General features: G+C 66.4%; 24 protein-coding genes. 12 read left to right on the forward strand and 12 right to left on the reverse strand.

The window, feature by feature from the left end:
- Positions 1-6: 6 nt before the first annotated feature.
- Positions 7-693 carry an LrgB family protein gene (locus tag IB275_RS24855; protein WP_192292015.1) on the reverse strand — a complete coding sequence of 229 codons (687 nt, stop codon included), beginning with the start codon at positions 691-693 and terminating at the stop codon, positions 7-9.
- Positions 680-1,057, reverse strand: coding sequence for a CidA/LrgA family protein (locus IB275_RS24860; RefSeq protein ID WP_192292018.1), 378 nt, complete (start codon positions 1,055-1,057; stop codon positions 680-682). Before IB275_RS24860 ends, IB275_RS24855 begins: the two co-directional genes overlap by 14 nt.
- A 113-nt stretch (positions 1,058-1,170) precedes the next feature.
- Here IB275_RS24860 and IB275_RS24865 point away from each other — a divergent pair, with 113 nt between their 5' ends.
- Positions 1,171-2,067, forward strand: coding sequence for a LysR family transcriptional regulator (locus tag IB275_RS24865; protein WP_151188225.1), 897 nt, complete (start codon positions 1,171-1,173; stop codon positions 2,065-2,067).
- A gap of 146 nt (positions 2,068-2,213) precedes the next feature.
- Here IB275_RS24865 and IB275_RS24870 read toward each other — a convergent pair whose 3' ends face one another.
- The gene (locus IB275_RS24870; RefSeq protein WP_192292021.1) at positions 2,214-2,684 is read right to left on the reverse strand and encodes a cupin domain-containing protein; all 471 of its coding nucleotides are present in this window, start codon (positions 2,682-2,684) and stop codon (positions 2,214-2,216) included.
- Positions 2,684-3,139: a flavodoxin gene (locus IB275_RS24875; protein ID WP_081516248.1), complete on the reverse strand. Its 456-nt coding sequence runs from the start codon at positions 3,137-3,139 to the stop codon at positions 2,684-2,686. Before IB275_RS24875 ends, IB275_RS24870 begins: the two co-directional genes overlap by 1 nt.
- Positions 3,140-3,284: 145 nt before the next feature.
- Here IB275_RS24875 and folM point away from each other — a divergent pair, with 145 nt between their 5' ends.
- The 5 genes from folM to IB275_RS24900 all read left to right on the forward strand — a co-directional run bounded on the left by folM (position 3,285) and on the right by IB275_RS24900 (position 5,764).
- A complete protein-coding gene (folM, locus tag IB275_RS24880) occupies positions 3,285-4,010 on the forward strand; it encodes a dihydromonapterin reductase (RefSeq protein WP_192292024.1) in 726 nt (241 codons plus the stop codon).
- 32 nt (positions 4,011-4,042) lie between these two features.
- Positions 4,043-4,603 (forward strand): GTP cyclohydrolase I FolE, encoded by a 561-nt coding sequence (gene folE / locus IB275_RS24885; protein ID WP_081516250.1) that lies wholly within the window; start codon positions 4,043-4,045, stop codon positions 4,601-4,603.
- 1 nt (position 4,604) lies between these two features.
- Positions 4,605-4,976, forward strand: a complete 372-nt coding sequence (gene folX / locus IB275_RS24890) for a dihydroneopterin triphosphate 2'-epimerase (protein WP_081516251.1) — start codon at positions 4,605-4,607, stop codon at positions 4,974-4,976.
- Between the two features lie 125 nt (positions 4,977-5,101).
- The gene (locus tag IB275_RS24895; RefSeq protein WP_081516252.1) at positions 5,102-5,413 is read left to right on the forward strand and encodes a DUF1244 domain-containing protein; all 312 of its coding nucleotides are present in this window, start codon (positions 5,102-5,104) and stop codon (positions 5,411-5,413) included.
- 12 nt (positions 5,414-5,425) lie between these two features.
- Entirely contained in the window at positions 5,426-5,764 is a 339-nt protein-coding gene (locus tag IB275_RS24900; protein WP_081516253.1) for a HopJ type III effector protein, read from the forward strand.
- A gap of 179 nt (positions 5,765-5,943) precedes the next feature.
- Here the strand turns inward: IB275_RS24900 and trxB are convergent, their stop codons facing one another.
- Positions 5,944-6,888: a thioredoxin-disulfide reductase gene (gene trxB, locus IB275_RS24905; RefSeq protein ID WP_192292027.1), complete on the reverse strand. Its 945-nt coding sequence runs from the start codon at positions 6,886-6,888 to the stop codon at positions 5,944-5,946.
- 420 nt (positions 6,889-7,308) lie between these two features.
- On the opposite strand from trxB, the gene IB275_RS24910 reads away from it, so the two are divergent.
- The 3 genes from IB275_RS24910 to IB275_RS24920 all read left to right on the forward strand — a co-directional run bounded on the left by IB275_RS24910 (position 7,309) and on the right by IB275_RS24920 (position 11,358).
- Positions 7,309-9,240, forward strand: a complete 1,932-nt coding sequence (locus IB275_RS24910) for a sensor domain-containing diguanylate cyclase (RefSeq protein WP_192292044.1) — start codon at positions 7,309-7,311, stop codon at positions 9,238-9,240.
- A gap of 97 nt (positions 9,241-9,337) precedes the next feature.
- Positions 9,338-10,078 (forward strand): sulfate transporter CysZ, encoded by a 741-nt coding sequence (cysZ, locus tag IB275_RS24915; protein WP_192292047.1) that lies wholly within the window; start codon positions 9,338-9,340, stop codon positions 10,076-10,078.
- 83 nt (positions 10,079-10,161) lie between these two features.
- Positions 10,162-11,358: a glycosyltransferase family 4 protein gene (locus tag IB275_RS24920; RefSeq protein ID WP_192292050.1), complete on the forward strand. Its 1,197-nt coding sequence runs from the start codon at positions 10,162-10,164 to the stop codon at positions 11,356-11,358.
- A 2-nt stretch (positions 11,359-11,360) separates the two neighbouring features.
- On the opposite strand, the gene IB275_RS24925 is transcribed toward IB275_RS24920, so the two are convergent.
- The 4 genes from IB275_RS24925 to IB275_RS24940 all read right to left on the reverse strand — a co-directional run bounded on the left by IB275_RS24925 (position 11,361) and on the right by IB275_RS24940 (position 15,303).
- Positions 11,361-12,320: a DegV family protein gene (locus IB275_RS24925; protein WP_081516259.1), complete on the reverse strand. Its 960-nt coding sequence runs from the start codon at positions 12,318-12,320 to the stop codon at positions 11,361-11,363.
- A 245-nt stretch (positions 12,321-12,565) separates the two neighbouring features.
- Positions 12,566-13,678, reverse strand: a complete 1,113-nt coding sequence (locus IB275_RS24930) for an NADH:flavin oxidoreductase (protein ID WP_192292053.1) — start codon at positions 13,676-13,678, stop codon at positions 12,566-12,568.
- Positions 13,679-13,747: 69 nt separating this feature from the next.
- The gene (locus tag IB275_RS24935) at positions 13,748-14,338 is read right to left on the reverse strand and encodes a TetR/AcrR family transcriptional regulator (protein ID WP_192292056.1); all 591 of its coding nucleotides are present in this window, start codon (positions 14,336-14,338) and stop codon (positions 13,748-13,750) included.
- Between the two features lie 74 nt (positions 14,339-14,412).
- Positions 14,413-15,303, reverse strand: a complete 891-nt coding sequence (locus tag IB275_RS24940) for a LysR substrate-binding domain-containing protein (protein WP_192292059.1) — start codon at positions 15,301-15,303, stop codon at positions 14,413-14,415.
- A gap of 107 nt (positions 15,304-15,410) precedes the next feature.
- Between IB275_RS24940 and IB275_RS24945 the strand changes: the two genes are divergently transcribed.
- The gene (locus IB275_RS24945) at positions 15,411-15,818 is read left to right on the forward strand and encodes a tautomerase family protein (protein WP_192292062.1); all 408 of its coding nucleotides are present in this window, start codon (positions 15,411-15,413) and stop codon (positions 15,816-15,818) included.
- On the opposite strand, the gene IB275_RS24950 is transcribed toward IB275_RS24945, so the two are convergent.
- The 3 genes from IB275_RS24950 to IB275_RS24960 all read right to left on the reverse strand — a co-directional run bounded on the left by IB275_RS24950 (position 15,805) and on the right by IB275_RS24960 (position 17,847).
- Positions 15,805-16,545 carry a nitroreductase family protein gene (locus IB275_RS24950; protein ID WP_192292065.1) on the reverse strand — a complete coding sequence of 247 codons (741 nt, stop codon included), beginning with the start codon at positions 16,543-16,545 and terminating at the stop codon, positions 15,805-15,807. The two genes, IB275_RS24945 and IB275_RS24950, sit on opposite strands and share 14 nt — an antisense overlap.
- A 112-nt stretch (positions 16,546-16,657) precedes the next feature.
- Entirely contained in the window at positions 16,658-17,143 is a 486-nt protein-coding gene (locus IB275_RS24955; protein ID WP_081516265.1) for a glutathione peroxidase, read from the reverse strand.
- A 218-nt stretch (positions 17,144-17,361) separates the two neighbouring features.
- Positions 17,362-17,847 carry an FKBP-type peptidyl-prolyl cis-trans isomerase gene (locus IB275_RS24960; protein WP_192292068.1) on the reverse strand — a complete coding sequence of 162 codons (486 nt, stop codon included), beginning with the start codon at positions 17,845-17,847 and terminating at the stop codon, positions 17,362-17,364.
- On the opposite strand from IB275_RS24960, the gene IB275_RS24965 reads away from it, so the two are divergent.
- Entirely contained in the window at positions 17,816-18,148 is a 333-nt protein-coding gene (locus IB275_RS24965; protein ID WP_192292071.1) for a DUF3565 domain-containing protein, read from the forward strand. The two genes, IB275_RS24960 and IB275_RS24965, sit on opposite strands and share 32 nt — an antisense overlap.
- Positions 18,149-18,150: 2 nt before the next feature.
- Positions 18,151-19,341, forward strand: a complete 1,191-nt coding sequence (locus IB275_RS24970) for an acetate kinase (RefSeq protein ID WP_081516267.1) — start codon at positions 18,151-18,153, stop codon at positions 19,339-19,341.
- Positions 19,342-19,344: the final 3 nt, after the last annotated feature.

Raw genomic sequence — 19,344 nt, forward strand, 5'->3', positions numbered from 1 at the left:
TGCCCGTTACAGGCACCAGACCAGAACCGGCGCCAGCAGCAGGTTGAACAGCCCGGTCAGGACCATCAGCAGGCCGGCCGCCGAACCCTCTTCACCACCGAACTCGTAGGCCCGGCTGGTCCCCGCCCCATGGGCGCCGACACCCAGCAGTGCGCCACGGGCCAGGGCGGAGCGCAGTGGCAGCATCTTCATCAGCACGCCGCCGATCAGGGCGCCGAATACCCCGGTGATCATCACGAAGGCCGCCGTCAGCGCCGGCACGCCGCCCAGGTCATGGGACATTTCCATGGCGAACGGGGTGGTGATCGAGCGCGGGATCAGCGACAAGGTCACCTGGCCGTCCAGCGCCAGCGCGTGGGCCAGCGCCCAGGAGCTGCCGATGGCCATGCCCGAACCGGCCAGCATGCCGGTCAGCAGCGCCGGCCAGTGGCGGGCGAGCAAGGCGCGCTGCTGCCAGATCGGGATGGCGAAGGCCACAGTGGCCGGGCCGAGCAGCGCCACCAGCCAGCTGGTGTCACGGGCGTAGTCGGCGTAGCGGGCCTGCAACGGGATCGCCAGGGCGAACAGCAGCACCGGCACGAAGACGATGGGCGAGAGCCAGTACTGCTGGAACCGGCGGTAGAGGGTACGGCTGAGCAGGTAACCGCCCAGGGTCACGGCCAACCAGAACAGGGCTTGCTTATCGAGGCTCATGGCGCGATCTCCAGCGGCACATCCACTCCACCGCCAGGGCGGTGGAGAGCATCACCAGTACGGTGCTGGCAGTGATCACCAGCAGAATCTTCCAGCCTTCGCTGCGCAGCAGCGGGCCATAGTCGAGCAGGCTCATCAGCGCAGGGATGAAGAACAGCAGCATCTCCGCCAGCAGCAGGCCGGCGCCGCCCTGCAGCAGGGCCGGGCGGATCACCCCGCAGGCGAACAGCACCAGCAGCAGCGCCAGCCCGACGACGCTACCCGGCACCGGCAGCCCGGTGAGGGTGGCGATCCAGCCGCCCACCCACCAGAAGGCGGCGAGGACGGCGAGTTCGAAAGTCAGGCGGGCGGCACGGCGGAACATGGCGGCGATCTCGATGCGTTAGGCGGGTGAGGGAATCGGTTGGGAATGGCGCAAAGCCTACTCCCACGCCTATCATCCCCAAAGCGAATAGATCGAATCGGAGCCATTCCATAATGGAATTCAAGCAACTGCGCACCTTCGCCGAAGTCGTGCGCCACGGTAGTTTCACCCAGGCGGCGGTGTACCTGAACGCCAGCCAGTCGGCAGTGAGCAAGCAGGTCGCGCAGCTGGAGCAGAGCCTGCGCGTGCAGCTGCTGGAGCGCAGCGGCCCGCATATTCGCCTGACCGCCGCGGGCGAGGTGGTGCTACGCCGCGCCGAGGACATGCTGCGCCTGCGCCGCGAGCTGCATACCGAACTGGACGACCTTACCCAGCTGCACCGCGGCGAACTGCGCCTGGGCCTGCCGCTGCTGGGCGCGGATGCGCTGTTCGCCGGGCGCTTCGCCGAATACAGGCGGCGCTACCCGAACATCGACGTGCACCTGATCGAGGGCGGCAGCAAGACCATGGAAGAGATGGTCCACAGCGGCGAGCTGGAGCTGGGCGGAGGCCTCACGCCGGACGACCCCGGCTTCGACTGGCAGCCCTTCTGCAACGAGCCGCTGGACGTTCTGCTGCCCGCCGCGCACCCGCTGGCCGGGCGCGGCAGCCTGGAGCTGGCGGAACTCTCGGACACGCCGTTCCTGCTCTACCAGCAGAGCTTCACCCTCAACGACCGCCTGCTGCGCGCCTGCCGCGAGGCCGGTTTCGAGCCGAAGGAAGGCGGCCGCAGCGGCCAGGCGGATTTCCTCGGCGCGCTGGTCGCCGCCGGCCAAGGCGCGGTGCTGCTGCCGCGGGTGGTGGCAAAGGACCTGGAGCGGCCGGGACTGGTCCGCGTGCTGCTGAGCCAGCCGGACCTGCGCTGGGACATCAGCTTCATCTGGCGGCGCGACGCCTATCTGTCGAATGCCGCGAAGGCCTGGCTGGCGCTGATGGTGGAAATGCCGCTGCATCCAGAAGGTGCGGAGTGAAGCAAGGCTCGCGAGCAAGGGCCAGGCGTCCCTCGATTCCACCAAGATCGTAGGGCGCATATCCCGGAACGGGTTATCCGACGGCAACTTGGCGGCGGACAACGCTGGCGCGTTATTCGCCCTACCAGAGCTCGGCACGAAGCCTTTCAGAGCAGCACAGGAAACTCGCTGACGAGCCGCGGCCACTGCAGCTGCGCCTCTCTGTCATCCGCCAGCAGCCGGAAGCCGGCGAATTCGAAAGCCGGCGACACGGTGCAGCCCACCAGCACGTAATCCCCCAGGCAACGTGCAGCCTGCCAGGCGTGGGCCGGCACGGCACGTTGCGGCAGGCTGTCCTCGCCCACCGGGCCGAGGACCTCGCGGCGCACCTCGGCATCCGGCCGTTCGGCGACCAGCAGCTCCAGCGCGCTGCCCTCGTGAAAGTGCCAGAGCTCGTCGGCGTCCACGCGGTGCCAGCGGCTGACGGTGCCGGCGGGCAGGAGGAAAAGGATGGCCGACGACTGCGGCCGGCCATCGGCGCCCACCAGTCTCGATTCGAACACCCGGCGATAGAAGCCGCCCTCGGGGTGCGGGGCAAGCTGCAGGGTGTCGATCAGGTAGCGGGCGCGGGGATGCATCAGGCCTTCAGCGCGGCGATGAAATCAGCCAGCCACGGCTCGGAGTCGGTCTCCTGGTCCACCGTCTCGCTGCCGTCCAGGCGCAGCATCGGCACCACTTCCTGCACGCCCAGCTCGGCGTACAGCTCGCGCACCTGCTCGCCGCCACCGCAGTAGGTATCGCCGTAGCTGGAATCGCCCAGCGCCAGCACGGCGCCCGGACGACCGCGCCACTCTCCCGGCAGGCGGTCGCGGATGGCATGGAACAGGGGCTGGAAGCTGTCCGGCAGGTCGCCCATGCCGGTGGTGGCGGTCACTACCAGGAAGGCCTCGGGAGCGAACTCGAGCATGGCGTCCAGGGTGGCACGCGGGTCATACCAGGCTTCGAAGCCGGCGGCTTCGAGCAGGCGCTTGGCGTGGCGCGCGACTTCTTCGGCGGTGCCGTAGACCGAACCGGACACGATGGCGACTTTCATGTTCACTCCCACAAGGCAAGACAAGGCCGCCCATTATGCCCCATCCGTGCCGCACCGCGCCGGGGCTGGTATAGTTTTGCCCTACCCGGCCGCTAGGACATTGTCCGCCGCGGCGCTCCCTGAAGTGGATTTTCGCGAGGCGCGCATGGGCCAGACCCCAGCCCCCATCCTGATCACCGGCGCCAGCCAGCGCATCGGCCTGCACTGCGCGAAACGCCTGCTGCTCGAAGGCCAGCCGGTCATCGTGACCCATCGCCAGGACAAGCCCGGCATCGCCGAATTGCGCGAACTGGGCGCCACCTGCCTGCACGCCGAACTGGCCGATGAAACCGGCATCCTGGCCTTCGTCGACGAACTGAGGTCCCGCACCGACCGGCTGCGCGCGATCATCCACAACGCCTCGGCGTGGATCGGCGACACCCCCGGCGAGGAAGCCCAGGCCTTCGAATCGCTGTTCCGCCTGCACATGCTCGCGCCCTACCTGATCAACCTGCGCTGCACGCCCCTGCTCGAGCGCGACGCCGCCGAGCGCGGCGCCCCGGCGGACATCATCCATCTCTCCGACGACGTCGCCCGCAAGGGCAGCGCCAACCGCATCGCCTACTGCGCCAGCAAGGCCGGCCTGGACAACCTCACCCTGTCCTTCGCCGCGAGCCTCGCGCCGCGCATCAAGGTCAACGGCATCGCGCCGGCACTGATCCTGTTCAACGAAGGCGACGACGACGCCTACCGCGCCCGCACCCTGGCGAAATCCGCCATGGGCATCGAGCCCGGCCCGGACGTGATCTACCAGAGCGTGCGCTACCTGCTCGACAGTCCCTACGTGACCGGCACTACCCTGACCGTCAACGGCGGCCGGCACCTCAAATGACCCGCCCGGCGCGGGCGCGAGGAACTCCCACCATGATCGAAGACCTGTCTCACCACTACCGTGAGATTCTCCAGGGGATCGGCGAAGACCCGACCCGAGAAGGCCTGCTGGACACCCCCAAGCGCGCGGCCAAGGCCATGCAGTACCTCTGCCACGGCTACGGGCAGACGCTGGACGAGATCGTCAACGGCGCGCTGTTCGCCTCGGACAATGACGAAATGGTGATCGTGAAGGACATCGAGCTCTACTCGCTGTGCGAACATCACCTGCTGCCCTTCATCGGCAAGGCCCATGTGGCGTACATTCCCACCGGCAAGGTGCTGGGCCTGTCGAAGGTCGCGCGCATCGTCGACATGTTCGCGCGGCGCCTGCAGATCCAGGAAAGCCTGACCCGGCAGATCGCCGAGGCGGTCCAGCAGGTCACCAGCGCCGCCGGCGTGGCGGTGGTGATCGAGGCGCAGCACATGTGCATGATGATGCGCGGGGTGGAGAAGCAGAACTCGGTGATGAACACCTCGGTGATGCTTGGCGCCTTCCGCGCGTCCACCAATACCCGCCAGGAATTCCTGCAACTGATCGGACGGAGCAAGTGAAATGACGCAATTGCAGCCGGGCATGGCGCGAATCCGGGTCAAGGACCTGCGCGTGCGCACCTACATCGGCATCAAGGAAGAGGAAATCCTCAACAAGCAGGATGTGCTGATCAACCTCACCATCCTCTACCCCGCCGGTGATGCGGTGCAGGTCAACGACATCGACCACGCGCTGAACTACCGCACCATCACCAAGGCGATCATTGCCCACGTCGAGGAAAACCGCTTCGCCCTGCTCGAGCGCCTGACCCAGGAACTGCTCGACCTGGTGATGGCCAACCCGGCGGTGCACTACGCCGAGGTGGAAGTGGACAAACCCCACGCACTGCGCTTCGCCGAGTCGGTATCGATCGCCCTGGCCGCCCAGCGCTGAGCCGCGCTCTGCACTTGCACGCGCGTGCCAGTCGGCCAACGGGCGTTGCTGGCAGATCGCCCGCCTCTTAGAATCTCGCCAGCCCCGCCATGCGCCTCCGATGCGCCTTAGTTGAGAGACCTGCCATGACCGAGCCGATGAACCTGACCGACGAGCAGCGTACCGAACTCGAAGCCGCCGCGTTCCGCACCCTGGTGCAGCACCTGCGTACCCGCAAGGACGTGCAGAACATCGATCTGATGAATCTTGCCGGGTTCTGCCGCAACTGCCTGTCCAAGTGGTACAAGGCCGCGGCGGACGACATGGGCCTGCCGGTCAGCCCGGATCAGGCCCGCGAAGAGATCTACGGCATGCCTTACGCCGAATGGAAGGCCAAGTACCAGACGGAAGCCTCGCCCGAGCAACAGGCGGCCTTCGACCACGCGAAGAAACACTAAGAGTTTGCCTTGATGACCCTCACTGATTTCCGCTCGCGCCTGCGCAGCGAACAGCACCTGTTCACCGATACCCTGGCGTACATCGCCGAGCACTACAGCTACACCCCCAGCGCCTTCACCAACGGCAGCGTGGAAAACCCCGCCGGGCAGAACGAAGGCTCCTGCAAGACCCTGGGTTTCGCGATCCTCGAAGGTTTGAGCCAGGAAGAGTCGCTGCTGGCATTCGGCGAGCACTACCGCGCCGTGCGCGAGCATCCCGAAGGCACCGACCACGCCAACATCCGTGCGCTGCAGACCACTGGCCTGGCCGGCGTCAACTTCGAGCGCCAGCCGCTGTCGCGCCGCGGCTGAGGTTATCCGGCTCCATAAAAAAAGCCCCGCATCAGCGGGGCTTTTTTATGGAGCATCATGCTCGACGGCGGATAACGCTGACGCCTTATCCACCCTACGAAGAATGCCCACCTCGCCGAGTGGGCAAGAAAAAGGCCCCGCAAGCGGGGCCCCTTCCTGCACGCCGGCTCTTCGGGCCGTTACAGGGAATCCAGGTAACGCTCCACATCCAGCGCGGCCATGCAGCCGGCGCCGGCGGAGGTGATCGCCTGGCGGTAGACGTGGTCAGCCACGTCGCCGGCAGCAAAGACACCGGGAATACTGGTCGCGGTGGCATTGCCATCGCGGCTGCCGCTCACCACCAGGTAGCCGTCCTTCAGCGCAAGCTGGCCTTCGAACAGCGAGGTGTTGGGCGTGTGGCCGATGGCGACGAACAGGCCATCCACTTTCAGTTCGGAATCCTCGCCGTCGTTGTGGCGCAGGCGCACACCGGTGACGCCCATGTCGTCGCCCAGCACTTCCTCCACCTGGGCATTCAGGCGCAGTTCGATCTTGCCTTCGGCGATGCGCGCACGCAGCTTGTCCTGCAGGATCTTCTCGGCGCGGAAGCTTTCGCGGCGGTGCACGAGGGTCACCTTGCTGGCGATGTTGGCCAGGTACAGGGCCTCTTCCACGGCAGTGTTGCCGCCGCCGACCACCGCCACTTCGCGGTTGCGGTAAAAGAAACCATCGCAGGTGGCGCAGGCGGACACACCTTTGCCCATGAAGCTCTCTTCCGACGGCAACCCCAGATAACGCGCGCTGGCGCCGGTGGCGATGATCAGTGCATCGGCGGTATAGGTGCCGCTGTCACCCTTGAGCACGAAGGGCTTGCCGGCCAGGTCCACGCCGTGGATGTGATCGAAGACGATCTCGGTCTCGAAGCGCTCGGCGTGCTCCTGCATGCGCTGCATCAACGCCGGGCCGGTCAGGCCATGGGGGTCGCCCGGCCAGTTGTCGACCTCGGTGGTGGTGGTCAGCTGGCCGCCGGCCTGCATACCGGTGATCAGCAGCGGCTTGAGGTTGGCACGGGCGGCATAGACCGCGGCGCTGTAGCCGGCGGGCCCGGAACCCAGAATGATGACGCGCGCATGACGATCGGACATGACAGCCTCCAGTGCACAGGTGAATGAGTCGGGCAAAGAAAAGGGAGCTGCCAAAGCACCAGGGGGAAGGTTGGGAGGGCGGCAGCTCCACGTAAAAGTTTCTTGCGCGATCCGCATGGCCCGGAGACCGTGGGCAATGCGGTGTGACCCAAGTCACAATTCGCATTGTCCTGCAGAACGCTGGGAATCCCTTGAGATAAGTCAGGGATTTCCGCAGTCGCCCCGAACGCCTTGAGATAAGTCAGGGAGCGGCGGATCGACCCTCGAACTTGTTCGATAGCAGATGGCGCGCAGCTTACCGCCGCCGCTGCGTCCTGCTGAAATGTCCAATATCAATGCCCTCCATAGGCTGCCCCTATGCAGCGGGCACCCATTGCCTGGATGGCTAGACTCAAGAAACCAAAGGTCACCCGTATCACCATGAACCTTCGCGCCCGCCTGCTATGGCTGTGCCTGCCCCTGTTCATCGCGAGCCTTGCCGGGGTCTGGCTGCTGTCGGACTTGATCCTGCTCGACCGCTTCGACCGCGGGGACCGCCAGCGCCTGGCCGACGAGGTGCGAATCGTCCACAACCGCATCGCCTACGAGAAGCAGCGCAACCTCGATATCGTCCACAGCTATGCCTGGTGGGACGCCAGCTACCAGTTCATGCGCCTGCCGCAGACACGCTTCGTCGAGGACAACCTGGATCAGGACCTGCTCGGCATCCTCGGCTTCGACTACGTGCTCTACGTCGACCGCGACGGGCGCATTCTCGCCCAGCAGTGGAAGCTCGACGAACTGGCCCAGCGCTTCCCCGGCCAGCAGGTACCGGCCCCCGCCCAGTTGCGCCAGAGCATTCTCAGCACCGCGCTGCGCCTGGGCGCGCTGCACATCGACGGCGACCCACGTCACAGCCTCGACCAGTTGCTGCAGGTAGAGGGCATCCCGCAGCTGTTGCTCAGCTACCCGATCAGCAACACCTCCGGCACCGCCGAGCCGGCCGGCGCGGTCATCGCCGGCGTGCTGCTCGACAATGCGCGCATGTCCAACCTGCAGACCCAGATGGGCGCGACCCTGCGCCTGGTGCAGGACGAGGTGAAAGGCAACGACTGGCGTACCCTGAACATCCCTACAGGGCGCGGCGCCACCCTGCTCAGCCCGCGACGCCTGCTGGACGAGAACAGCCAGCAGATGTCCCTGCTCTACCTCGACTCCCTCGGCAAGCCGCAACTGCGCCTGGAGCTCACCAGCCCGCGGCCGCTTTACCAGCAGGGCCAGCAGTCCGTGCGGCTGTTCCTCTACCTGACGCTGGCACTGCTCGGCGGCGCCATCCTGCTGGCCTACGTGGCACTGGAATTCCGCATCATCCGCCGCGTCACCAGCATGAACCGCGAGGTCGCGGTCATCGGCCAGGACGACACGCCCTCGCGCCTGAGCCCCCAGGGCACGGACGAACTGGGCCAACTGGCGAACGAGATGAACCGCACCCTCGACCGCCTGGAACAGAGTGAAGCGCGCGACCGGGCGATCCTCGACGCGATCCGCGACGGCTACTTCGAGATGGACACCCAGGGCATCATCCGCACGCTCAACCCGGCGCTGTGCCGAATGCTCGGCTATGACGCCGAGCAGCTCAGCGGCCAGCACTTCAGCATCCTGCTGCAGGAGCAGGACCTGCTCCGCGCTCGCAGCCTCTACCAGCAGGCCCGCGACGACGAGCAGGAAACTACCTTCTCCGCGCCCTTCAAGCGCCGCGACGGCCGGCTGGTGAGCTGCGAGACGCGGCTCTCGGCGATCCGCGACGGCCAGGGCGAGTTCCAGGGATTCCGCGGCATCCTGCGCGACATCAGCGACCAGGTCGCCTACCAGAAGCAGTTGATCGACCTGGCCTACCGCGACACCCTCACCGAGCTGGGCAACCGCAAGGCGTTCAACGAACAGTTGCAGCAGGCCGTCGTGCACAGCAACCGGGTCGCGTTGCTGTACATCGACCTGGACCGCTTCAAGCAGGTCAACGACCGCTTCGGCCACGCCCTCGGCGATGCCCTGCTCAGCACGGTCGGCGAGCGTATGCGCGGCAGCCTGCGCCAGCCGGACCAGGCCTTCCGCCTGGGCGGCGACGAATTCGCCGTGCTGCTGGAGAACGCCGAGCCGGATCAGGCCGAAGCCCTGGGCTTGCGCCTGCTGGCGGTGCTGGGCGCCGAGTACGACCTGGGCGGCCAGGTGATCGACTTCGTCACCCCCAGCATCGGCATCGCCTTCTACCCGCAGGATGCCGGTGACGCCGACGCCCTCACCCGCGCCGCCGACATCGCCATGTACCAGGCCAAGCAGGAACGCAACCGCTGCTATCGCTACACGGCAGCCTGAGCGCCGGCCCGCGAACACATACCCGGCAAAACAGACGGCTCGCCGGCCGTTCGCCCGGTCTGCTAAGGTCGCCTACGGTTCAACCCTGGAGAATCCGATGTCCACCCTGAGCGGCCCGCAATACCTCAGCGAAGGCCTGAAACTGATGATGCGCCCCGGCCTGCGACTGTTCGTCCTGCTGCCCCTGAGCATCAACATCCTGCTGTTCGTCGGCCTGATCGGCTTCGCCATCAACCAGTTCAGCCACTGGGTCGATGCCCTGATGCCCAGCCTGCCGGACTGGCTCAGCTTCCTGCAGTTCATCCTCTGGCCGCTGTTCGTGGCACTGGTGCTGCTGATCGTATTCTTTACCTTCACCATGATCGCCAACATCATCGCCGCGCCCTTCAACGGCTTCCTCGCGGAGAAGGTCGAGGTGGTGGTGCGAGGCACCGACGACTTCCCCGAATTCAGCTGGGGCGAACTGATGGCCATGGTGCCGCGCACCATCGGCCGCGAGCTGCGCAAGCTCGGCTACTTCCTGCCGCGCGCCATCGCGCTGTTCATCCTCAGCCTGATCCCCGGGCTGAACCTGATTGCCGCGCCGCTGTGGCTGATTTTCGGCGTATGGATGATGGCCGTGCAGTACATCGACTACCCCGCGGACAACCACAAGCTGGGCTGGAACGAGATGCTCGCCTGGCTGCGCAGCAAGCGCTGGGCGTGCATGGGCTTTGGCGGCATCACCTACCTGGCGCTGCTGATTCCGGTGGTCAACCTGGTGATCATGCCCGCCGCCGTGGCGGGTGCGGTGCTGTTCTGGGTGCGTGAAGGCGGCGATCAGGCACTGGTGAAGTAATCACCGGCGCCGCCTGAGCCGCTGTCACCTATCGATCATCGCGCTGTCATCGGCGCGCCACCGCGCGCCGGGACACTGCAAGCATGACCACGACTCCCCTGCGCATCGCGCTGATCAGCGAAACCTTTCCGCCGGAAATCAACGGCGTTGCCAACACCCTTGGCCGGTTGGCCTCGGGGCTGTTGCGCCTCGGACACCAGATCCAGGTCGTGCGCCCGCGCCAGCAGGGCGATGAAGGCCGTCACAGCGATGGCGACCTCGTGCTCACCCGGGGCTGGCCGCTGCCCGGCTACCCCGGCCTGCAATGGGGCCAGTCATGCCTGCACAAGCTGCTGCGCCACTGGAACAGTACCCGCCCGGACGTGCTCTACATCGCCACCGAAGGCCCGCTCGGCCTCGCCGCCCTGCGTGCCGCACGGCGCCTGCGGATTCCGGTGATCAGCGGCTTCCACACCAATTTCCAGCAGTACAGCGCGCACTATGGCTTCGGCCCGCTGATGCGCCTGGTGACGCTGTACCTGCGCTGGTTCCACAACCGCACTCAGCAGACCCTGGTGCCCAGCGCCAGCCAGTCCGTGGAGCTGCAACGGCGCGGTTTCGAGCGCCTGGCGCAGCTAGCGCGCGGTGTCGACAGCAAACTGTTCGACCCCGCCCGGCGCGATGAATCGTTGCGCCGCGAGTGGGGTTTGAGCGAACGCGACATCGCCGTGCTGCACGTCGGACGGCTGGCGGCGGAGAAGAATCTGTCGCTGCTGGGCAGCAGCTTCCGCGCGCTGTGCGCGGCGCACCCGCAGCTCAAGCTGCGCCTGGTGATAGTCGGCGACGGCCCACAGCGCGCACAGCTGCAGAAGGAATTGCCCGAAGCGGTGTTCTGCGGCCTGCAACGCGGCGAAGAACTGGCCCGGCACTACGCCAGTGGCGACCTGTTCCTGTTTCCCAGCCTGTCGGAAACCTTCGGCAACGTGGTCCTGGAAGCCTTGGCGTCAGGGCTGGGTGTGGTGGCTTTCGACCAGGCAGCCGCCGGCCAGCACATTCGCCACGGGCACAACGGCGTACTCGGCGTGCCAGGGGAAGACCAGAGCTTCTTCGAAGCAGCGAGCTGGTTGCTGGGCGACCCGGAGCGCCTGCGCCGGGTGCGCCTCAATGCGCGTCACCACGCCATCCATCAGGCGTGGGACACGGTGGTCGAGCGTTTCGAGGGCTATCTGCAGGCAGCCTGCCGCACAGCCTTGCCGGGGAAGAACCCCGGCGGTCTGGGGCACCCTGAAATCCACAAATAGGATCAGGTGAAGGGCTTGGGCTCGGCGGCGAAGGACAGGCTCATGGCGCCCGCGCCGAGGTTGATGCCACCCGTGGGGCTGAGCATCGCCAGGTGTACCTGGATGCCTTTTGCCTCGCAGGCATCCTCCAGCGCCGCGAATCCGGGCAGGTCGCGCAGGGCGGAAGGATCGCCGGCGTAGCTCAGGCACATCTGCGGCGCCAGCAGCTCGCCCGCCTCGACCCGCGCACGGGCGAAGTTGAGCAGGCGCTCGGCGGACTTCTCGTAGTTCGGCGACACCGATACCGGCTTGTCCTCGCCCTGTACCAGGCTCAGCACCGGTTTCATGTCGAGCATCGAGCCCAGGCCGAGGAAGGCACCGCGCAGGCGGTCGCCGATGCTGCTGCGGTCGCCCTTCTGGAAGCCCCGGCGACGGATATGCCCCAGGTCGCTGGCGACCAGGAAGGTGTTCATCTGCTGGCTGAGCTGTTCCAGGCGGGTACGTACGGCATTGGGATGCTGATCTTCACCGAGCAGGCGCACGCCTTCGGCGGCCAGCACGGCAAGGCCGGCGAACACGGTCTGGCTGTCGATCACCCGCAACGCGAACGGCCCGGCGATGCCGGCGGCGGCGCGGCGCTCTTTGTAGCTCTGCAGCAGGCTGAAGGAGGCCTGGGTGGCGTGCTCGAAGATCGGGCTGCGCTGGCTGGTCACGGTCAGGCAGATCACGTAGTCGAAGTCGGTGACCAACTGCTCCAGGAACCAGTCGTGGGTCTGCGCCGGCGTCAGCGGTTCGCTGCCGTCCTCCGGGCCAACCTTGGGCAGGTCCTGGGAATAGAATTTGAGGGTGGTATCGGGATCGCGGTCATCGACGATGCGCCGCTCGCCCACACGGATGCCGATGGGCAGTACGCGAATGTTGTTGGCAGCAAGGAATTCCGGGGGAAGGTCACAGGTTGCATCGACCACCAAGCCGATCCGCATGTCTTACTCCTATGGCCGTATCCCGGCCTATTTTTGTGTGAACGCCGTCATACTCTGCCCGTTTCGGACTGGGAAGTCAGCATGCGGAAAGGTGGGTCTCGGAAAAGATTTGTAAACGCCTAGGACGGTGCTTTCAGACCATTCAGGCCATCAATACCCCGCCATAACCGAGACGCTCCTGCGAAAAGCAAAAAAGCCCCTGGCACCGTCGGCGCCAGGGGCTTTTCATTTCAACGAAGCGCGGATCAGGCCAGCGACATCAGCGCATCGCGGCTGAAGGGCTTGATGTCCTCCAGGCGGCCGTCACGCACTTTCACTGCCCAGTCCGGGTCGACCAGCAGGGCGCGGCCGACGGCTACCAGGTCGAACTCTTCCTTGTTCAGGCGCTCCAGCAACCCGTCGATACCCGACGGCTGCGCGACTTCCTCGGTGTTGCCGAAGAAGGCGAGGAACTCGCTGCCATCCAGGCCGACGTTGCCGACGGTGATGGTCGGCTTGCCGGTGAGCTGGCGGGTCCAGCCGGCCAGGTTGAGGTCGGAGCCTTCGAATTCCGGAATCCAGAAGCGGCGGGTGGAGCAGTGGAAGATGTCCACGCCGGCATCCGACAGCGGCTTGAGGAAGGCTTCCAGCTCTTCGGCGGTCTGCACCAGGCGGGCGCTGTAGTCCTGCTGCTTCCACTGGGAGAAGCGGAAGATGATCGGGTAGTCGGGGCCGACGGCCGCGCGCACGGCCTGGATCAGCTCGATGGCGAAGCGCGAACGGTTGGCCAGGCTGCCACCGTATTCGTCGGTGCGCTTGTTGCTGCCGTCCCAGAAGAACTGGTCGATCAGGTAGCCGTGGGCGCCGTGGATTTCCACGCCGTCCATGCCGATGGCCTTCGCGTCGACGGCGGCCTGGGCGAAGGCGGCGATGACGTCCTGGATGTCCTGCTTGGTCATCTCATGGACCAGCACGGTGCCGTCCTTTTCCTTGCCGCTGGGGCCATAGCCCGGAACGCTGGCATCCGGCTCGGTGCCCAGGCGGCGCACGGCGCCGACGTGCCACAGTTGCGGGACGATCTTGCCGCCTTCGGCGTGCACGGCGTCGACCACCTGCTTCCAGCCAGCCAGGGCATCCTCACCGTAGAAGCGCGGCACGTTCGGGTAGCCGTTGGCAGCCTTGTGGTTGACCGTGGTTCCTTCGGTGACGATCAGGCCGACGCCAGCAGCGGCGCGGCGACGGTAGTACTCGACCACCTGGGCGTGGGGTACGCCGCCCGGGGTGAAGTTGCGGGTCATCGGCGCCATCACGATGCGCGTGGGCAGTTCCAGGCCGCCCAGGCGGAAGGGCGAGAACAGGGTGTCTACGGATGCGGTCATTGAGATCTCCATGACGACCAGGCGACCGGTCGTCTCGTTTTTGGAAAGGAAAATGATGACTCAGGCAGATCAGGCCTGAAGCAGGTGCTCCAGGCGTTCGATAAAGCGCTCCACCGGTTTGAGCGAGGCACTGACTTTCATCCGTGCCAGCACGCCCTGCCAGGCGTTGCCGATGAACTCGGCGAGGGATTCGGCGTCTTCCGCTGCCGGCAGCTCCCCGGCGCGCTGGGCGTCGACCAGGCAACCCTGCAGGGTGTCGATGGACTGCTGGAGGATGCCGTCGACGCGCTCGGCGATGGCCGGCGACAGCTCGGCCATCTCGAAGCTCAGGCTGCCGATGAAGCAGTGGTATTCGAGCTTCTCCTGGCGGGCGAAGTGCGCCAGCAGTTCGCGGTAATAGGTGAGGATGCGCGCACGCGGACCCAGCGCCGGGTTGCCCAGCGCTTCGGCGTAACGGGCCAGGCGCGGTGCGTACAGGTGCTCAAGGGCCTGCAGGGCGAAGTCTTCCTTGCTCTCGAAATAGTGATAGAAGGAACCCTTGGGGATGCCGGCGGCCTGGACGATGTCCTGCACGCCGGTGCCGTGGTAGCCGCTGCGGGTCATCGCCAGGGAGCCCTTGGCGAGGATCAGGTCGCGCTTGTCGAGTCGGATGCTGTTCATGGGCGCAAGAATATGACCGGTCGTCTCGCTTTTTCCAGCACCATTGATCGCAGTGATTTTCCTCTACAAGCAGATCAGCGAATCGCCGGGCTTTCCAGCAGCCCCGCCACGCCTTCCTGCAGCAGTTCGCGCAGGCGCTCCACCACTGCTTCCGGCTCGGCTTCGCTGCGGTGCAGGCACAGGCCCAGCGGCGCCATCACCGGCAGCCCGGCGCGCTCGGCGTCCAGTCGTTCGACGCTGGCCGGCAGGCCGATCGGCGTGCGCAGGCCGACGCCCAGCCCCGCGCCGACCGCCGCCCAGATTCCGGACAACCCGGCACTGGTGAATGCCACGCGCCAGGGGATACCGGCGCGATCCAGCGCCGCCGTTGCCGCGCTGCGCAGCAGGCACGGCGCCTCCAGCATCACCAGTGGCAAGGGTTCCGTACCGGGAGATGGGAGTGCGTCCGGCGCACCGATCCAGCATTGCGTCACGGCGCCGATGCGCTCCATGTGCGGCGTGCGTTCGCCGGTTTCCCAGGCCAGCGCCAGGTCCAGTTCACCGTTGCGCACACCTTCGATGAGCTGCTGATTGCGTGCCGTGCGTACCTCGATGCGCACCTTGGGGTGGGCGCGGGCGAAGCGCGCCAGCACAGCCGGCAGCAGGGTTTCGCCGAAGTCTTCCTGCAGGCCGAGGCGCACCCGACCTTCCAGCACGCCGCCGCGCAAGGCACCTGCCGCTTCGTCATTCAACTCCAGCAGGCGGCGGGCGTAGGCCAGCAGCGTCTCGCCCGCCTCGGTCAGCGCCATGCCGCGCCCTTCACGGCGCAGCACCGGGATGCCGGCCTGCTCTTCCAGCTTCTTCAACTGCGCGCTGATGGCTGAAGTGGAACGCCCCAGGCGATCCGCCGCGCGGGCGAAGCTGCCCAGCTCGATGCCGGTGACGAAGGTGCGCAGCACGTCCAGGTCGAAATTGATGCGGGCCATGGCAACCATCCTTATTAATCGAACTATCGGTCAAATATTTCCCGATTTTCCGAATAAAATTGCCGGGCTAGCCTGAACTCGTCAATCACTCACCGAGGAACGGCGCCATGCCTACCGTCCGCATCTCCCTGCTCAAGGGCAAGCAACCCGAGTACCTGCGCGAACTCGCCAACACCGTCTACGACGCCATGCACGAGGCCTTCAACGTGCCGGAGGGCGACCAGTTCGTGATGATCCACCAGCACGAGACAGAAGAGTTCGTCTTCAACCGCCACTACCTGGGCGGGCCGCGCAGCGACGACTTCGTGCTGATCGCCATCACCATCGGCCGGCCACGGGACTCGCAGACCCGACAGGCGTTCTACCGCCGGCTGAATGTGCTGCTGGGCGAGCGGCTGGGCATAGCCAGCGAGGACGTGATGGTGCAGATCACCAACAGCGACGCAGACGACTGGTCCTTCGGCGGCGGGCGCATGGGTGTGCTGACGCGTCCCGATGCGGTCAGTGCCAGCTGACGCGCTGCTCCAGCGGGAAACGCAGGCGCGGGTTGTAGACGCCGTTGTCGGCAGCCCGCCCGGCGGCCAGCAGCATGATCGGTACCGCGCCACGGGGAATCTGCAGCACCTTGCGCAGCCGCACCTCGTCGAAGCCTTCCATGGGGCAGGTGGCGTAGCCGTGGCTCTGCAGGGCGAGCATCAGGTTCTGCGCCGCCAACGCGGTGGACTTCACCGCCCACAGGCGCATCTCGGCGTGGCTGTTGGGCTGACGCATCAGCGCGCGACGACGGCCGACCACCGCGTACAGCGCGCGCTTGAACAGCCCGCGCAGGCCGAACGCCCCCTGGTTGTACTGGAAGGGCGCGGTGCGCTGGTAGAAGTCGCGCACCTTCTCCGGCACCTGCGGCTCGGGCCACTGGTCGAGGACGGCCGCGCAGGACTCGCGCCAGGTATCCGGCCGCGCCAGCACGGCAATCAGCACCGGTGCCGTGCGCGCCGCATTCTGCCCCAGGCACACCGGCGTCAGTTGGCGGCGCAGTTCGGCGTCGCGGATCACCTGGAAGCTCCACGGCTGCAGGTTGCACGCATTGGGCGCCAGCACCGCCTGCTCCAGGCAGTCGCGCAGCACACTTTCCGGCACCGGCTCATCGAGGAATCGCCGCACCGCGCGGCGCTGTTCGATCAGGGCGCGCAAGGCATCGGGGGTGGCGGGCAGACAGGCGGACTCAGCGGCGAAACGGCTCATGGCGGGCTCCGGAAGCAGGTCGCCCGATTAAGCCGTCACCCCTGGCGTGGAGCAAGACGAAAGGGAGAAATGCCGGCGGGATTGGCGCTTGCGCCCTCTCCCGCCGGCAGGATCAGGCGCCCAGCGCCTTCTCGATGGCCTGGATCAGCGCCGGATCATCCGGCGTGGTGCGCGGGCTGAAGCGGGCCAGCACGCGGCCATCCGGGCCGAGGAGGAACTTCTCGAAGTTCCAGGTGATGTCGCCGGGGAACTCGGCGCCCTCGCCCGCCAGCAAGCGGTACAGCGGGTGGCGCTCGGAGCCGTTGACCTCGAGCTTGCCCGACATCGGGAAGCTCACCCCGTAGTTCAGCGAGCAGAACGACTGGATCTCGGATTCGCTGCCCGGCTCCTGCCCGGCGAACTGGTTGCACGGCAGGCCCAGTACCACGAAACCCTGATCCTTGTATTGCTGGTAGAGCTGCTCCAGACCGGTGTACTGCGGAGTCAGGCCGCATTTCGAGGCGACGTTGACCACCAGCACGACCTTGCCCTTGAGCGGGGCCAGCGGCAGATCCTGGCCGTCGAGACCATGCAGCGTCAGATCGTGAAAAGCGCTCATTGCTTGCTCCTTGAAGAGGTAGGCACAAAGTGCCCGCGCAGGGAGCGGACAACCTGTCCGTCGTGCTGCGCAATCCCAGTCGATACGGGAAAAATGCCCTGGCATTCTTTGCAGTTACAGCGACTTGCATGAGAAAGGCGCCCGAAGGCGCCTTTCACGATTGAGCGTAGCAGCTCAATGATGGCTGCACCCGGTCGATGGCGACCGGGTGACGACAATCAGTGGTGGTGACCACCTTCGCCATGGACGTGGCCATGGGCAACTTCTTCGGAGGAAGCGTCGCGGATGTCGACCACTTTCACCTTGAAGTTCAGGCGCTGGCCGGCCAGCGGGTGGTTGCCGTCGACGATCACGTCATCGCCTTCGATGTCGCGGATGGTGACGATCTGCATGCCGCCGTCCGGAGCGGAAGCGTGGAACTGCATGCCGACTTCCAGCTCGTCCACGCCTTCGAACATTTCGCGGGTCAGGGTGGCAACCAGCTCGGCGCTGTATTCGCCGTAGGCATCGGCCGGCTCGACAGTCACGTCCAGCTCGTCACCGACCTGCTTGCCTTCCAGGGCCTTTTCCAGGCCGCCGATGATGTTGTGGGCACCGTGCAGGTAGACCAGCGGAGCGCCGCCGGCGGAGCTGTCGATGACCTCACCCGCGTCGTTGGTCAGGGTATAGTCGATGGAAACCGCCTTGTTGGCCGCGATCTGCATGGTTCGAAACCTATCTGATATAGAAGTTGAGCGCGTAAGTTTACGCGGCGACGCCCCCGAATGCGACCCGAAGACGGACGGACGGGATCACGCGGTCTCGCCGCGCCTGCTTGACTTTCATCAGGACGAAGACGGCCACTGGGTGGCAGTCTTGTCCTGCGGTCACACCCAGCACCTGCGCCACCAGCCGCCCTGGCAGTCGCGGCCCTGGGTGCTGGACCCGCAGCAGCGCATGGCGCAGATCGGCCGCTGGTTCCCCTGCGGCTGGTGCGCCAAGGATTCCGACAGCAACAAGGAGTAGGCATGCCGGCTCGCAATATCCTGGTGATCAACTGCGGTAGTTCGTCGATCAAGTTCGCTCTGGTTCGAGAGGGGCGCGATGATTTCATCCTCCACGGCCTGGCCGAACGCCTCGGCGCCAACGGCGCCAGCCTGCGCTGGCAGGGCGAGACCGACGAGCAACCACAGACTCTGGAGCTGCCCGGCGCCGACCACAAGGCCGCCCTCGCCCGTCTTCTGCCGCTGGTGGCCCAGGCCGCGCAGGGCGAACTGCACGCCATCGGCCACCGCGTGGTGCACGGCGGCGAGCGTTTCACCCAGGCCTCGCGCCTGACCGAAGAAGTGCTCAGCGCCATCCGCGAGACCTCGCCCCTGGCGCCGCTGCACAATCCGGCGAACCTGGTCGGCATCGACGCCGCCATGGCGCTGTACCCGGACCTGCCGCACATCGCGGTGTTCGACACCGCCTTCCACCAGAGCCTGCCCGAGCGCGCCTACCGTTACGCCATCCCCGAGCCGCTGTACCGCGAGCAGCACGTGCGCCGCTACGGCTTCCACGGCACCAGCCACCGCTACGTCAGCCACAAGGCCGCGGAAATGAGCGGGCTGGCCGTGGGCGACAGCTACTGGCTGTCCGCGCACCTGGGCAACGGCAGCTCCACCTGCGCCATCGCCAACGGCCAGAGCCGCGACACCAGCATGGGCCTGACCCCGCTGGAAGGACTGATGATGGGCACCCGCTCCGGCGACGTCGACCCTAACCTGCACAGCCACCTGGCGCGCACGCTGGGCTGGAGCCTGGAGAAGATCGACCACATGCTCAACCACGACAGCGGCCTGCTCGGCCTGTCGGGGCTGTCCAACGACATGCGCACCCTGGAGAACGCCCGCGAGCAGGGCCACGCCAATGCGGCGCTGGCCATCGAAGTATTCTGTTACCGATTGGCCAAGTCCCTGGCCTCGCTGACCTGTGCGCTGCCGCGCCTGGACGGCATCATCTTCACCGGTGGCATCGGCGAGAACTCCGCGCTGGTGCGCAACCTCACGGTCAAGCACCTGCACGTGCTCAATCTCGAACTCGACGGCGAAGCCAACGCCCGCTGCGTGCGCGGCGTCGGCGGGCCGATCCACCTGCCCGGCCACCCCCGCGTGCTGGTGATCCCCACCAACGAGGAAAAGCAGATCGCACTCGACACCCTGGCCGTGCTCGACTGAAGA

Origin of the sequence: Pseudomonas sp. PDM21, from assembly GCF_014852505.2 — a bacterium.
In the GTDB taxonomy this organism is placed as follows: domain Bacteria; phylum Pseudomonadota; class Gammaproteobacteria; order Pseudomonadales; family Pseudomonadaceae; genus Pseudomonas.

Bases quoted from the DNA above. Each gene is read 5' to 3' on its own strand.
- IB275_RS24965 (WP_192292071.1), top strand. From the start codon at position 17,816: ATGGAAACCGCCTTGTTGGCCGCGATCTGCATGGTTCGAAACCTATCT.
- IB275_RS24970 (WP_081516267.1), top strand. From the start codon at position 18,151: ATGCCGGCTCGCAATATCCTGGTGATCAACTGCGGTAGTTCGTCGATC.
- IB275_RS24930 (WP_192292053.1), bottom strand. From the start codon at position 13,678: ATGACCGCATCCGTAGACACCCTGTTCTCGCCCTTCCGCCTGGGCGGC.
- IB275_RS24925 (WP_081516259.1), bottom strand. From the start codon at position 12,320: ATGCGGATCGGCTTGGTGGTCGATGCAACCTGTGACCTTCCCCCGGAA.
- IB275_RS24940 (WP_192292059.1), bottom strand. From the start codon at position 15,303: ATGGCCCGCATCAATTTCGACCTGGACGTGCTGCGCACCTTCGTCACC.
- folM (WP_192292024.1), top strand. From the start codon at position 3,285: ATGGGCCAGACCCCAGCCCCCATCCTGATCACCGGCGCCAGCCAGCGC.
- IB275_RS24935 (WP_192292056.1), bottom strand. From the start codon at position 14,338: ATGAACAGCATCCGACTCGACAAGCGCGACCTGATCCTCGCCAAGGGC.
- folE (WP_081516250.1), top strand. From the start codon at position 4,043: ATGATCGAAGACCTGTCTCACCACTACCGTGAGATTCTCCAGGGGATC.
- IB275_RS24865 (WP_151188225.1), top strand. From the start codon at position 1,171: ATGGAATTCAAGCAACTGCGCACCTTCGCCGAAGTCGTGCGCCACGGT.
- IB275_RS24910 (WP_192292044.1), top strand. From the start codon at position 7,309: ATGAACCTTCGCGCCCGCCTGCTATGGCTGTGCCTGCCCCTGTTCATC.
- IB275_RS24950 (WP_192292065.1), bottom strand. From the start codon at position 16,545: ATGAGCCGTTTCGCCGCTGAGTCCGCCTGTCTGCCCGCCACCCCCGAT.
- IB275_RS24960 (WP_192292068.1), bottom strand. From the start codon at position 17,847: ATGCAGATCGCGGCCAACAAGGCGGTTTCCATCGACTATACCCTGACC.
- cysZ (WP_192292047.1), top strand. From the start codon at position 9,338: ATGTCCACCCTGAGCGGCCCGCAATACCTCAGCGAAGGCCTGAAACTG.
- IB275_RS24875 (WP_081516248.1), bottom strand. From the start codon at position 3,139: ATGAAAGTCGCCATCGTGTCCGGTTCGGTCTACGGCACCGCCGAAGAA.
- IB275_RS24900 (WP_081516253.1), top strand. From the start codon at position 5,426: ATGACCCTCACTGATTTCCGCTCGCGCCTGCGCAGCGAACAGCACCTG.
- IB275_RS24920 (WP_192292050.1), top strand. From the start codon at position 10,162: ATGACCACGACTCCCCTGCGCATCGCGCTGATCAGCGAAACCTTTCCG.
- IB275_RS24945 (WP_192292062.1), top strand. From the start codon at position 15,411: ATGCCTACCGTCCGCATCTCCCTGCTCAAGGGCAAGCAACCCGAGTAC.
- IB275_RS24855 (WP_192292015.1), bottom strand. From the start codon at position 693: ATGAGCCTCGATAAGCAAGCCCTGTTCTGGTTGGCCGTGACCCTGGGC.
- IB275_RS24860 (WP_192292018.1), bottom strand. From the start codon at position 1,057: ATGTTCCGCCGTGCCGCCCGCCTGACTTTCGAACTCGCCGTCCTCGCC.
- folX (WP_081516251.1), top strand. From the start codon at position 4,605: ATGACGCAATTGCAGCCGGGCATGGCGCGAATCCGGGTCAAGGACCTG.
- trxB (WP_192292027.1), bottom strand. From the start codon at position 6,888: ATGTCCGATCGTCATGCGCGCGTCATCATTCTGGGTTCCGGGCCCGCC.
- IB275_RS24955 (WP_081516265.1), bottom strand. From the start codon at position 17,143: ATGAGCGCTTTTCACGATCTGACGCTGCATGGTCTCGACGGCCAGGAT.
- IB275_RS24895 (WP_081516252.1), top strand. From the start codon at position 5,102: ATGACCGAGCCGATGAACCTGACCGACGAGCAGCGTACCGAACTCGAA.
- IB275_RS24870 (WP_192292021.1), bottom strand. From the start codon at position 2,684: ATGCATCCCCGCGCCCGCTACCTGATCGACACCCTGCAGCTTGCCCCG.